Annotated in this window: 10 protein-coding genes; 7 read left to right on the forward strand and 3 right to left on the reverse strand. The window is 64.9% G+C overall.

Translation table 11 applies throughout. The features are described from left to right. The 3 genes from B8115_RS06915 to B8115_RS06925 form a co-directional block, all read left to right on the forward strand. On the forward strand, positions 1-1,351 hold a 1,351-nt coding region (locus tag B8115_RS06915), incomplete at its 5' end, for a hybrid sensor histidine kinase/response regulator (protein WP_035590369.1). Positions 1,352-1,470: 119 nt separating this feature from the next. After that, on the forward strand, positions 1,471-2,658 hold the full coding sequence (gene nosP, locus B8115_RS06920; protein ID WP_010627045.1) for a nitric oxide-sensing protein NosP: 1,188 nt from the start codon (positions 1,471-1,473) through the stop codon (positions 2,656-2,658). Further along, the gene (locus B8115_RS06925) at positions 2,645-5,239 is read left to right on the forward strand and encodes a PAS domain-containing hybrid sensor histidine kinase/response regulator (protein ID WP_010627046.1); all 2,595 of its coding nucleotides are present in this window, start codon (positions 2,645-2,647) and stop codon (positions 5,237-5,239) included. Before nosP ends, B8115_RS06925 begins: the two co-directional genes overlap by 14 nt. Here B8115_RS06925 and B8115_RS06930 read toward each other — a convergent pair. From B8115_RS06930 to B8115_RS06940, 3 genes are all read right to left on the reverse strand, one after another. Further along, a complete protein-coding gene (locus B8115_RS06930; protein WP_010627047.1) occupies positions 5,221-5,883 on the reverse strand; it encodes a response regulator transcription factor in 663 nt (220 codons plus the stop codon). The two genes, B8115_RS06925 and B8115_RS06930, sit on opposite strands and share 19 nt — an antisense overlap. A gap of 345 nt (positions 5,884-6,228) precedes the next feature. Then, positions 6,229-6,918, reverse strand: coding sequence for a pentapeptide repeat-containing protein (locus B8115_RS06935; RefSeq protein WP_010627048.1), 690 nt, complete (start codon positions 6,916-6,918; stop codon positions 6,229-6,231). Between the two features lie 59 nt (positions 6,919-6,977). After that, positions 6,978-8,858, reverse strand: coding sequence for a PQQ-dependent methanol/ethanol family dehydrogenase (locus tag B8115_RS06940; RefSeq protein ID WP_010627049.1), 1,881 nt, complete (start codon positions 8,856-8,858; stop codon positions 6,978-6,980). Positions 8,859-9,218: 360 nt separating this feature from the next. On the opposite strand from B8115_RS06940, the gene pedF reads away from it, so the two are divergent. From pedF to B8115_RS06960, 4 genes are all read left to right on the forward strand, one after another. Continuing rightward, positions 9,219-9,653: a cytochrome c-550 PedF gene (gene pedF, locus B8115_RS06945; protein WP_010627050.1), complete on the forward strand. Its 435-nt coding sequence runs from the start codon at positions 9,219-9,221 to the stop codon at positions 9,651-9,653. Between the two features lie 265 nt (positions 9,654-9,918). Then, on the forward strand, positions 9,919-11,439 hold the full coding sequence (locus tag B8115_RS06950) for an aldehyde dehydrogenase family protein (RefSeq protein WP_010627051.1): 1,521 nt from the start codon (positions 9,919-9,921) through the stop codon (positions 11,437-11,439). A 154-nt stretch (positions 11,440-11,593) separates the two neighbouring features. Continuing rightward, on the forward strand, positions 11,594-12,622 hold the full coding sequence (adhP, locus tag B8115_RS06955) for an alcohol dehydrogenase AdhP (RefSeq protein ID WP_010627052.1): 1,029 nt from the start codon (positions 11,594-11,596) through the stop codon (positions 12,620-12,622). A gap of 142 nt (positions 12,623-12,764) precedes the next feature. Further along, a partial coding sequence (locus B8115_RS06960) for a secondary thiamine-phosphate synthase enzyme YjbQ (protein WP_010627053.1) occupies positions 12,765-13,145 on the forward strand: 381 nt, incomplete at its 3' end.

The raw sequence follows: 13,145 nt of genomic DNA on the forward strand, positions 1-13,145 counted from the left end.
GGTGGCCCTGACCCTGCTGCGCAAGCCGGACCGGGGCGGCGAGATCCTGGTCGAGGGCTTCGTGGCCGACATCACCGAGCGCGAGCGCGCGCGCCAGGAGCTGCTGGCGCTCAACGCGCGGCTCGAGGCCCGCGTGCGCGAGCGCACCCAGCGGCTCGAGCAGCTCAATGACGATCTGGCCGGCGAGGTGGCCGAGCGCCGCCAGATCGAGGAGCAACTGCGCGCCGCCCGCGACTTGGCCCAGGAGGCCAATCGCAGCAAGGACCGTTACCTGGCGGCAGCCAGCCACGACTTGTTGCAGCCGCTCAATGCGGCCCGGCTGCTGGTTTCCACTCTGCGCGAGCGTGCCCTCGACGCTGACGCCCAGCGCCTGGTCGACAGCATCCATCTCTCCCTCGAGGGCGCCGAGGAGCTGCTCACCGACCTGCTCGACATCGCCCGGCTCGATCAGGAGCGCATCCAGCCGCAGCGCGAGTGCTTCCCGCTCGCGCAGATGCTGTGCGGCCTGGTGGCCGAATATGCGCCGCGTGCCCAGCGCAAGGCGCTGCGCTTTCGCTGCGTGGAGAGCAGCCTGTACGTCGACAGTGACCACCGCCTGCTGGGGCGGGTGTTGCGCAACCTGCTCTCCAATGCCTGCCGCTACACCGACGCCGGCAGCGTACTGCTGGGCGTGCGTCGCCGCGGCGACGTCGTTTCCATCGAGGTGCACGACAGCGGGCCGGGCATTCCGCCGGATCAGTTGCGGGCGATCTTCGAGGAGTATCACCAGCTCAACGCCGAGCGGGCGCGTAATCGCCAGGGGGTGGGGCTGGGGCTGGCCATCGTCGAGCGGATCTGCCAGCGACTGGGGCTTGCGGTGTCGGTGCACTCGACGCCGGGGCGCGGCTCGAGCTTTGCCGTCCAGGTGCCGATCTGCCGCCCGGCGCCTGCCCAGGCTGCTTCGCCAGCCGCCGCGCAGCCGGACAGCCCGCTGACGGGGCGGCGCATGCTGGTGGTGGACAACGACAGCCGGATCCTGATGGGCATGCAGGCCCTGCTCGAGCAGTGGGGCATGCGGTGCGACACCGCCCACGATTTCGACGAGGTACAGGAGCAGCGGCTCGCGGCGCCCGACGTGCTGCTGGTGGACCTGCATCTCGATGCCGGAGAGACCGGCGACCGGCTGGTGGAGAAGCTGCGGCGGCACTGGCGGCAACCGCAGCTGCCGGCGGTGGTGATCACCGCCGACCGCTCCGAGGCCTGGCGCCGCACCCTGGCGGAGTGCGGTATTCCGCTGCTGCACAAGCCGCTGCGACCCGGCAAGCTGCGTGCCGTGCTCAGTCAGTTGATCGCGCGCCAAGAGAAGGGATGAGCGGAGCTACAACCTTGGTCGTAGCCGTGTGAGCGTGCCCCGGCACTCAAGTCCTATGTTGCTGCTTTGCATCAAGCCCTAGACTGAAAGCAGGATCCCTGCCTTGCTCGAGGAGTGCCATGTTGCCATTAGCGAAGTCGCATTACCGTGACCAGGCTTTGCCGGATGAGCCCCTGCGCGTGGCGCACTCCTTCGCCAGGGACCCCGAGCTGGCGGCTCAGTACCTGGCCAGCCGGTTGCTGCATCCCGATCTCGAGGGCGTGCTGTTCTTCTGTTCCGCCGAGCACGATCTGCCGGCCCTGGCCACGGCTCTGGAAGCGCACCTGGGCGGCGTCAAGCTGTGCGGTTGCACCACGGCCGGGGAGCTCGGCAGCGTCGGCTACTCACGGGGCTCCATCGTGGCGGTGGGCTTCGACCGCCGGGCCTTTGCCCTCGATTATCGGCTGATTCGCGATCTCGACCGCTTCAACCTGCTCGACGCCCAGCGCATCACCGATCAGTTGATGGAACACTGCACCCGTTCGGGGCTGGCGCCGCTCAAGGGCCACACCTTCGCCATGACCCTGCTCGACGGGCTCTCGACCTGCGAGGAGCAGGTGCTGCTGACCTTGACCTCGGTGCTGGCCGGGATTCCTCACTTCGGTGGCAGCGCCGGCGACGACAACCGCCTCACCGGCACGCACGTGTACGGCGAGGGCGCCTTCCATGACCGCGCCGCCGTGGTGCTGATGGTCAACACCGCGCTGGATTTCGAAGTGTTCTCGACTCACCACCTGCGCCCCAGCGGCGAGAAGCTGGTGGTCACGGCGGCCGATCAGGAGCAGCGCCGGGTAATGGAACTCAACGCCGAGCCGGCGGCTCTGGAGTACGCGCGACTGGTGGGCTGTACGCTGGAAGAACTGAACCCCGAGGTGTTCGCGCGTCATCCGCTCGCCGTGAGGCTCCACGACAAGACCTACGTTCGCGCCATCCAGAGCGTCAATCCCGACCTCAGCCTGAGCTTCTACTGCGCCGTGGAGACCGGCATCGTGCTGACGGCCATGCAGGCGAGCGATCTGCTGACGGATCTCGACCGTGAAATCGCCGACATCGAAGGGCGCCTGGGGTCGGCGGAGTGCATCCTCGGCTGCGACTGCTTCCTGCGCCGCCTGGAGCTCGAGCAGGAGGGGCGGCAGCAGGCGGCCGGGGAGTTCTACCGCCAGCGCCGCATCCTCGGCTTCAACACCTACGGCGAGCACTACAGCGGCCTGCACCTCAACCAGACCTTCAGCGGGGTCTACATAGGACGCTCCCGTGGCGACCACTGAGCGCGAACGCGAGCTGGAGCGCCAGGTCGCCAAGCTGCAGCGCATCAATGCGGCGCTGATCGAGCGGGTCGAGTCGAGCAACCTGCCGCGCACCGCACCCTATGCCGCCTTCGAGCATGCCGCCCTGCTGGCCGAGCAGGTGCGCGAGCGAACCCGAGCGCTCAACCAGACCCTACATGAGCTGCGCGCCAGCAACCGCCTGCTGGGCGAGGCGCGGGAGCGGGCCGAGCAGGCCAACCAGTACCTGGTCGATGCCATCGAGAGCATCACCGACGCCTTCGTGCTGTTCGGCGCCGACCAGCGCATTCGTCACTACAACAGCCGCTTCGCCGAGTTCTGGCGGCCTGCCGGCATCGAGGTGCACGCCGGCATGACCCTGGAGGAGCTGCGCCGGCTGGCGCTGAGCTCTGGGCTGGTGGTCAGCGAGCAGCTCAAGCAGCGCCAGGGGCGCACCGTCTATCAGCTCCACGACGGGCGCTGGGTGCAGGTCAACCAGCGGCCGATTCGCGGCGGCGGCAGGGTGTTCCTCTACGTCGACATCACCGAACTCAAGCGCCATGAGCACGCCGAGCGCGAGCATGCCCTGGCACAGAAGTCTCGCCTGCTGCAGGCCACCCTGGACAGCCTTTCCCAGGGTGTTGCCGTGGTTACGCCTCAGGGCCAGCTGGAGATGCACAACCAGCGCTTCTCGCAGCTCACCGGTCTGGCAGGGCTGACGCTGCCGTTGGCGCTGACCGAGCTGAGTCGCGCCAGCGAGTTGGTCGACCCCGCCGATGGGCAGGCCGTGCTGGCCGCCTGCGAGCGTCGGCTCAGCGACGGCCGCGTGGTGGAGGTGCGCGGCCACCCCATGCCGGGCGGCGGCCAGGTGCTGACCTACACCGACATCACCGAGCGCATTCGCCAGGCCGAGGCGCTGGCCGAGCGGGAGCGCTGGATCCGTACCATCACCGACCACGTGCCGGCGATGATCGCCTACCTGGATCGCGAGCTGCGCTACGTGTTCACCAACCGGGTTTACGAGGAGTGGTACGGCTGGCCCCACGACCTGCTGCTAGGTTCGGCGCTCGGCGACCTCCATTCGGCGGAGCACTGCGCGCGCCTGATGCCCTACCTGCAGCGGGTGCTGGCGGGGGAGCGCATCAGCTTCGAACTGCCCGAGCAGAATGCCGAGGGCGAGCACCGGGTGCTGCTGCGGGCCTACGTGCCGCACCGCGACAGCGACGGCAGCGTGATCGGCTTCTTCGTGTTGATCCGCGACATCACCGAGCAGCGGCGCACCTCCGAGGCGCTGCATCATGCCTATCAGAACCTCGAGCAGCGAGTGCGGGAGCGTACCGCGGAGCTGACCCGGGTCAACGCTCAGCTGCGCGAGGAGATCGAGGAGCGCCTGGCCGCCGAGGGTCAGCTGCGCGAGGCCAAGACCGAGGCCGAGGCGGCCAACCTCTCCAAGACCAAGTTCCTGGCGGCGGTGAGCCACGACCTGCTGCAGCCGCTCAATGCGGCCCGGCTCTTTGTCGGCGCCCTGGTGGAGCAGGAGATGTCGCCGGCCAATCAGGAGCTGATCCAGCAGGTGGGCCATTCGCTGAAGGACGTGGAGGCGCTGCTCGGTACTCTGGTCGACATCTCCAAGCTGGACGCCGGTGTGATCACCCCCGAGATAGTACCCTTCGCCATTCGCGACCTGCTCGACGGCCTGGCGCGGGAGTATCGCCAGGTGGCCGCCAGCGAGGGCCTGGAGTTCCACTACGTGCCGTCGTCGGCGCTGGTCAGCAGCGACATCTCGCTGCTCGTCCGGGTGATCCGCAACCTGCTCAGCAACGCCGTGCGCTATACCCCTCGCGGACGCCTGCTGCTGGGCTGTCGGCGGCGTCGGGAGGGGCTCGAGATCCAGGTGCTCGATACCGGCTGCGGCATCGCCGAAGAGGAGCGCGAGCTGATCTTCCAGGAGTTTCGCCGCCTGCCTGCGGCGGCCAACGCGCGGGATCGCGGCCTGGGCCTCGGCCTCTCCATCGTCGACAAGATCACGCGCATGCTGCAACAGCCGGTGCGGGTGCAGTCGCGGGTCGGACGCGGCACCCTGTTCGGTGTGACGCTGCCCTACGCCCAGCGCGTCGAGGCCGGCGAGCGGCGCCAGCCAGTAGGATGCGTGGCCGGTCGCGAACTCGCCGGACGGCGGCTGTGGGTGGTGGACAACGACCCTTCCATCTGTCTGGCCATGCGCCACCTGCTGGAACGCTGGGGCTGCCAGGTGGTGGTCGCTGAGAGCGAGGAGCGTCTCGCCGCGCGGGTGAGCCTGGCCGACGGCGAGGCCGACGCCCTGGTGGTCGACTATCACCTCGACCACGAGCGCAGCGGGGTGGCGCTGGCGGAGCGCATCAATCAACTACGTGAGGTGCCGTTGCCGGTGCTGGTGATAACCGCCGATCACAGCCGCGAGCTGCGTCAGCGGGTGCGCGAGCTGGGCTTCCAACTGCTCAACAAGCCGGTCAAGCCGCTGCGGCTGAGAACCACGCTGCAGCAGCTGCTGGCGGAGACCCCGCTCGAATTCGTCGAGTGCCCGGATCAGGGCTTGCGCAGGTAGCGGCTGAAGTCGATGTCGCTGGCCGAGAGGATCGCCTGGACCCGATTGCTGACGCCGAGCTTGCGTAGGATCGCCGAGACGTGGGCCTTGACCGTGGTCTCGGCGATGTTGAGGTTGTAGGCGATCATCTTGTTGGATTCGCCACGGGTCATGCGCTCGAGCACCTGGATCTGCTTGCGGGTCAGGGTTTCGAGCTGTTCGGCGCTGATGCCGCGCTCGTTGGGCTCATGGGCGCGGGCGGCACTGGCACGCATGATCTCCGAAGGCAGATAGATGTTGCCCTCCAGTATCTGGGCGATGGCCTTGATCAGCTGCTCCTTGGGCGAGGACTTGGTCAGAAAGCCCACCGCCCCGCAGGAGACCGCCTGCAGCATGACGTTCTTGTCTTCCTCAGCGGAGATGATCGCCACCGGAATGGTGGGCGCCTCGTTGCGCAGCTGCAGCAGGCCGGTGAGGCCGCTCATGCCGGGCATGTTGAGGTCGAGCAGGATCAGGTCCAGGTCCTCCTCGTCGGCGGTCACGGCGAGGGTGGCGTCGAGGTCCGCCGTTTCCAGCAGCTCGCTGCCGGGAAAGCCGTCGCCGACCACCCGGGCGATGGCCTCGCGGAACAGCGGATGATCGTCGGCGATTAAAATCTTGTACATGGTCGAGGCCTTGGTTGTCTTCAAGATAGCGGCCAGGAAATTCCCTATCGAGGGTAATGGCAGGGAAAAAAGCGCGGAAGCGCTTAGTGGGGTTGGGCAGCGATTCACTAGGTTATACCCTGTCGCCCACCAACCATCAATGCCGTAGGGGTACCGGTAAACCTGGCGATATCTCAGAGCCAGCGCCCGTTGTGCAGCGTTTCAAGACAGCCAGAAGTTGCGGCGGCAGAAGAACACCAGCGGTGTTTCGGTCGTGCCGCCGGTCAGTCATGCCAAGCTGTCTTAACAGTACACGCACTTCGTCGGTATCGAGGCGGGCGGTGGCGTCGAGGCAAGCTGCATGATTCAGTCCATCCAATCCACGGGACAGGCTATACAGCCTCTCATCTGCACCAGTTGGAAGTTACCATAGTGCAGGCGAGCACCACTCAAGTCCGCATCGTTGAGGCTCGACATGCTGAGTTTTGCCTCTTGCATGTTGGCGTCACGTAGATCCGCTCCGCTCAGGTCAGCCCGGTTCATCCAGGCCATCTCGAGCTTGGCGCCACGCATGGTGGCGTTGCGGAAGCTGGCCTTTGTCAGGCGGCCAAACTCAAGGTTGGCTCCGGTCAGGTCAGCGCCGTCAAAAGTGGCTCCCTGACCGAATAGATTCCAGCTATCGAGTCCGACCAGGCTGGCCTGGCTCAGATCGGCACCGCGCACATTGGCATTGATCATGCGCGCACGATTGAGGTTGGCGCCGCGCAGATTGGCACCTTCCAGGTTCACGCCGCGCAGGTTGGCGTGACGCAGGTCGGCATTTTCCAGATTGGCCCTGGAGAAATCTGCGCCGCGCAGGTCAAGATTGGATAGATCGGCGCCGCGCAGATCGGCACCGGCGCATTCGGTATATTCCTCGAGCACGCAGCCGTCATGCACTGGCGCCTGATAAAAGTCGTCTTCCAGGTTGGTGTTGGCATGCAGAAGTTGGCTGAACGGCAGGGAACCGAGGGCGATCACAAGTATGTATCGAAGATTCAAGCAGGCATAAGACATGATGACGATCCTCCGAGAAAGAGCCGGCCGCCCTAGAGCGGCCGGTAGGGCGAATGACCTTAGTTAGTGGCCAGGTCGTGAGCGAAGTCGGGTAACTTGAAGACCCAGAAGGAGCCACCCTGGGCGACCGTGCGTGTCAGCTCGGCCATGTCGCCGCCCCACAGCGGTACCGCACCGCCGTAGCCTGTGGTCACACCGATGTACTGCTCACCGTCCATTTCCCAGGTGATGGGCGGTGAGATGATTCCGGTGCCCACCTGGAAGCGCCAAAGTTCCTCTCCGCTCTCGGCATCGAAGGCCTTGAAGTAGCCGTCTCCGGTGCCGGTAAAGATGAGATTGCCCGCAGTCGCTACTACGCCGGCCCACAGAGGCAATGTCTCCTTGTGCTCCCAGGCGACCTTGCCGGTCAGTGGGTCAATGGCGCGCAGGATGCCCACGTGGTCGTCATACATGCGTTTGATGCGAAAGCCCATACCGAGATAGGCCGACCCTTCGCTGTACTCCACCTCCTCGGTCCAGTAGTCCTCCATCCAGTGGTTGGCCGGGACGTAGAAGAGTCCGGTGTCCTGACTGTACGCCATGGGATTCCAGTTCTTGCCGCCCAGGAAGGGGGGCGATATCTCCACTGCTTCGGAGCGAGTCTGCCCCTCCTCAAGGCGAGGTGGCCGCTGTCCCTCAACCTCTACCGGGCGGCCCGTCTCGAGGTCGATATGGGTGGCCCAGGTGATGTTGTCCACGAAAGGGAAGGCGTTGAGCAGGTTGCCATTGGTACGATCGGTGATGTAGAAGAACCCGTTGCGGTCGGCGTGGGCGCCGGCCCTGACCAGCTGTCCGGTTTCATCTTCATAGTCGAACAGCACGATCTCGTTGTTGCCGGAAAAGTCCCAGTGATCATTGGGCGTGTGCTGATAGTGCCACTTGATCTCACCGGTGGTGGGGTCGACGGCCACCTGGGCCGAGGTGTAGAGACTATCGTAGTCGGAGGGGTGCCCGTCTGGTGAGGTACGTGCCCAGCCGTTCCAAGGCGCGGGGTTGCCGGCGCCGACGATGATGGTGTTGGTCTCCGGATCGAAGCTGGCGCTCTGCCAGGGAGCGCCGCCACCTTGGCTCCAGGCCTCGACCTTGCCGGTTTCACGGCTGGGGTCGTCAGGCCAGGAGGGTGCACTGGGGTCGCCGCTGGGGGTGCTCTCCTCTCCATTGAGCCGGCCCAGATGCCCTTCCACGAAGGGCCGCATCCAGATCTCCTCGCCGGTATCCACATCTCGGGCAAACAGCTTACCGACGATCCCGAACTCGTTGCCCGAGGAGCCGTGAATCAGCATCACCCGGCCAGTTTCCTGATCCTGTATGATCGTCGGCGCGCCGGTCATGGTGTAGCCGGCGCGATGGTTGCCGAAGCGTTCCCGCCAGACCACTTCGCCGGTGTCTTTGTTCAGGGCCACGATGCCGGCATCGAGAGTTCCGAAGAAAACCTTGTCGCCGTAGATGGCGGCGCCTCGGTTGACCACGTCGCAGCACGGACGGATATCGTTAGGCAGGCGGTGATTGTAGGACCATAGCCGCTTGCCGGTGCGGGCATCCAGCGCGAAGATCCGCGAGTAGGACCCGGTCACGTAGATGACGCCGTCATGCACCAGGGCCTGGGATTCCTGGCCACGCTGCATCTCATCGCCGAAGGAGTGCGACCAGGCTGGCGACAGCATGTGCACGTTGTCTGAATTGATCTGACTCAGCGGGCTGTAGCGCTGGGCATGCACCCCCATGCCGTACATCAGCACCGTCTCGGTATTATCGTGGTCGTTGAGGATGTCATCCCAGGTGACGGGACTGGCTATGCCACTGGCACTAATGCCCAGTGCCGAGACACTAGCGACCGCGGCGGTCAGAAGCTTGATTCCAGGCGGAATGCTGACATTGGCGAAAGGCGTTGTTCTTATCATGCTGAAGTTCCATTCGAAATGAGCAGGGGTCGGATGAGTTGCCGACATGTAATGAGTCGCAAGCTACACAGCACACGAACACATGAAGCGATAAGTGACGTGTCGAAAGACACTCTAGTGCGCCCCGTAGCGATACGGTGCGGCACTCTAGTCCCGGTATCGCTCCTGACTTGGAACTACTACCAAGGAGGTGGCGGCTGCCCACCAAGGCGTCATTCCGGCCAGCCTGGTCCATGCCTAGTCTTCGAGGGGTAATTTTGTATTCCTTTGATGAGGCGTCCCATGAATAACAAAATGTCATTGCTCCCCCGACTGATATTTGATGAGGCCTACCAGGATGCAGCTTCGCGTAGATCCTGTGTGCCGACTGCCCTGGTCAGTGGCTTTCTGACCCTGCTGATTTCCGCACAAGCCCTCTCTCACGGCGATGTGACTCCGCAACCGGTCGATACACGTGGCCTGGAGTCCCTGGGCGAAGAGTGGCTCGACGAAAACCCTTACCGTGCAGGTCATCCGCAGCATGAGCTGGCTGTCGACGTTGGTGCTTCCGCATACAACGCGAACTGCGCAGCCTGTCATGGCCTGGAAGCCAAGTCCGGGGGGATCGCTCCGGATCTACGCGAGCTGGAAAACGGCGCATGGGGCGACGAGTGGTACAAAGAGCTGGTGACACACGGCTCCGAGCGGGGTGGCAGGGTGCTGATGCCACGGATGTCGGATTACGTCAGTCAAGAGGGGCTATGGGCCATACGTGCCTGGCTCGAGACCGTCAGCTTCGAGACAGCGGGACGCTAATCGCTGCGGGTGTTGGCTTTTCGAGGCCATAGATCAGGTGCGGTGAAATACGAACTGACACGCAGTTTGACGCATCTCTACCCCGTTGTTGACGTAACGGGAGGCTTGTGTTCCCTCCCCCTGTTGTAATTACTACTAAAGAACCGATTGGGTGGGTCCTTGGCACGATAGCTACCTTTCAAGATCCCGCTACGCTTGGAATAGGTTCGTGAGAAGGCCCACCCTTATCGAGCCCCTAATAATCTCAATGTGCAGGAGCCACGTCATGATCTACGCCAATCCCGGTCAGTCCGGTTCCGTCATCACCTTCGAACAGCGCTACGGCAACTACATCAACGGTGAGTTCGTGCCGCCGGTCAAGGGCCAGTACTTCGACAACGTCAGCCCGGTCAACGGCGAGGTGTTCTGCCAGATTCCGCGCTCCACCGCCGAGGACATCGACAAGGCGCTGGATGCCGCCCATGCCGCCGCTCCCACCTGGGGCCGGACTTCCGCTGCCGAGCGCAGCAACATCCTGCTCAAGATGGCCGACCGTATCGAGCAGAACCTGGAGAAGCTCGCCGTCGCCGAGACCTGGGACAACGGCAAGGCGGTGCGCGAGACGCTGAACGCCGACCTGCCGCTGGCCGTCGACCACTTCCGTTACTTCGCCGGCTGTATCCGCGCTCAGGAGGGTACCGCCGCCGACATCGACGCCAACACCGTCTCCTATCACTTCCACGAGCCGCTGGGCGTGGTGGGGCAGATCATCCCGTGGAACTTCCCGCTGCTGATGGCGGTGTGGAAGCTGGCTCCGGCGCTGGCCGCCGGCAACTGCATAGTGCTCAAGCCCGCCGAGCAGACCCCGGCCTCGGTACTCGAGCTGATGAAGTTGGTCGGCGACCTGCTGCCGCCGGGCGTGGTCAACGTGGTCAACGGCTACGGCGCCGAAGCGGGTCAGGCGCTGGCCACCAGCAAGCGCATCGCCAAGATCGCCTTCACCGGCTCCACCCCGGTGGGCGCGCACATCCTCAAGTGCGCCGCCGACAACATCATTCCCTCCACCGTGGAGCTGGGCGGCAAGTCGCCCAACATCTACTTCGCCGACATCATGGACGCCGAGCCGGCGTTCATCGAGAAGGCTGCCGAGGGCCTGGTGCTGGCATTCTTCAACCAGGGCGAGGTGTGTACCTGCCCGTCGCGGGCGCTGATTCAGGAAGACATCTACGACGCCTTCATGGCCAAGGTCATGGAGCGTGTGGGTAAGATCAAGCGCGGCAACCCGCTGGACACCGACGTGCAGGTCGGCGCTCAGGCCTCCCAGGAGCAGTTCGACAAGATCATGTCCTACATGGACATCGCCCGTGAAGAGGGCGCCGAGTTCCTCACCGGCGGCGACAAGGAGAGCTTCGATCCGGCCTACGACAAGGGCTATTACATCCAGCCGACGCTGCTCAAGGGCAACAACAAGATGCGCGTGTTCCAGGAGGAGATCTTCGGTCCGGTGGTGGCGGTGACCACCTTCAAGGACGAGGCCGAGGCCCTGGCCATCGCCAACGACACCGAGTTCGGCCTCGGCGCCGGCGTGTGGAGCCGCGACATCAACGTCGCCTTCCGCATGGGCCGCGGCATTCAGGCCGGCCGTGTGTGGACCAACTGCTACCACCAGTACCCGGCCCACGCCGCCTTCGGTGGCTACAAGAAGTCCGGTGTCGGCCGCGAGACCCACAAGGTAGCGCTCGAGCACTACCAGCAGACCAAGAACCTGCTGGTGAGCTACGACATCAACCCGCTCGGCTTCTTCTGAGCCGGCATGTCGTGAACCACGTCGCCCGCCCCCCGTCGGGCGGCGTCCTTCCTCTTTTCGAGAGTGGCCCACCACTCCAGGCCCTGGCGATTGCGTTGATTCCGTCGCTCGGCAACTGCCGTCCGACACGACAGGAGATAAGGAGAGCAAGGCTATGGACAAGACGATGAGAGCCGCCGTGGTGCGCAAGTTCGGCGAACCGCTGGCCATCGAAGAGGTCGAGGTGCCGCGTCCCGGCCCCGGCGAGGTGCTGGTCAAGATCGCTGCTTCCGGCGTGTGCCATACCGACCTGCACGCCGCCCACGGCGACTGGCCGGTCAAGCCCAACCCGCCTTTCATTCCCGGCCACGAGGGAGTGGGTCACGTCGCCGCCATCGGCGCCGGGGTCAAGCACCTGAAAGAGGGCGACCGCATCGGCGTACCCTGGCTGCACTCCGCCTGCGGCCACTGCGAGCACTGCCTGGGTGGCTGGGAAACCCTGTGCGAGTCGCAGCAGAACACCGGCTATTCGGTGAACGGCGGCTTCGCCAACTACACCCTGGCGGTGGCGGACTACGCCGGTCACCTGCCGGACAACGTCGGCTTCGTCGAAATCGCCCCGGTACTGTGCGCCGGCGTCACCGTCTACAAGGGGCTCAAGGTCACCGACACCCGCCCCGGCCAATGGGTGGTCATTTCGGGCATCGGCGGCCTGGGTCACATGGCAGTGCAGTACGCCAAGGCCATGGGACTCAACGTGGCCGCCGTCGACATCGACGATGCCAAGCTGGCACTGGCCGAGCGCCTGGGAGCCAGCGTCACGGTCAACGCCGCCAAGACCGACCCGGTGGCCTATCTCAAGAAGGCCATCGGTGGCGCCCATGGCGTATTGGTCACGGCGGTGTCGCCCAAGGCCTTCGAGCAGGCCCAGGGCATGGTGCGCCGCGGCGGCACCATCTCACTCAACGGCCTGCCGCCCGGCGACTTCCCGCTGCCGATCTTTGAGACCGTGCTCAATGGCATCACTGTGCGTGGCTCCATCGTCGGCACCCGTCAGGACCTGCAGGAATCGCTCGACTTCGCTGGCGAGGGCAAGGTCAAGGCCACGGTGAGCACCGACCGATTGGAGAACATCAACGACGTCTTCCAGCGACTTCACGAAGGCAAGATCGAAGGCCGGGTGGTGCTCGATCTGGCCAGCTGAAAGATTGCTCTCTCGTCGCCTGAGCTGGCGGCGTTCAGGCGCGACCTCGGTCGCGCCTTTTTTTGCAGCTGATTTGGGCCTTGCCGACAGACCCGCTAGCATGGACGAACATCCGTCCAAGCCACCGACGAGGAGAGTCGCCATGTGGCATCAGCAGGAACTGCGCCTGGCGCCGCGCTCGCGCGGCTTTCACTTGATCACCGACGAGATAACCAGGGCGCTGGCCGAACTGCGCGAGATGAAGGTCGGCCTGCTGCATCTGCAGCTGCTGCACACCTCGGCCTCGCTGACCCTCAACGAAAACGCCGATCCGGACGTGCGCCACGATCTCGACGCTTTCCTGCGTGAACGCATCCCGGGGGATCTGCCCTATTTCCGCCACACCCTGGAGGGGCCGGACGACATGCCCGCCCACGTCTGCGCCAGCCTGCTCGGCACCCAACTGACCCTGGCGGTGCGCGACGGCCGCTTGGCGCTGGGCACCTGGCAGGGCATCTGGCTCGGCGAGCACCGCGACCACGGC

The organism is Halomonas sp. KM-1 (assembly GCF_000246875.1).
Taxonomy (GTDB): domain Bacteria; phylum Pseudomonadota; class Gammaproteobacteria; order Pseudomonadales; family Halomonadaceae; genus Halomonas; species Halomonas aerodenitrificans.

Excerpts from the sequence above, each read along its gene's own strand:
- adhP (WP_010627052.1), top strand. The coding sequence starts at position 11,594 with ATGGACAAGACGATGAGAGCCGCCGTGGTGCGCAAGTTCGGCGAACCG.
- B8115_RS06950 (WP_010627051.1), top strand. The coding sequence starts at position 9,919 with ATGATCTACGCCAATCCCGGTCAGTCCGGTTCCGTCATCACCTTCGAA.
- nosP (WP_010627045.1), top strand. The coding sequence starts at position 1,471 with ATGTTGCCATTAGCGAAGTCGCATTACCGTGACCAGGCTTTGCCGGAT.
- B8115_RS06930 (WP_010627047.1), bottom strand. The coding sequence starts at position 5,883 with ATGTACAAGATTTTAATCGCCGACGATCATCCGCTGTTCCGCGAGGCC.
- B8115_RS06935 (WP_010627048.1), bottom strand. The coding sequence starts at position 6,918 with ATGTCTTATGCCTGCTTGAATCTTCGATACATACTTGTGATCGCCCTC.
- B8115_RS06940 (WP_010627049.1), bottom strand. The coding sequence starts at position 8,858 with ATGATAAGAACAACGCCTTTCGCCAATGTCAGCATTCCGCCTGGAATC.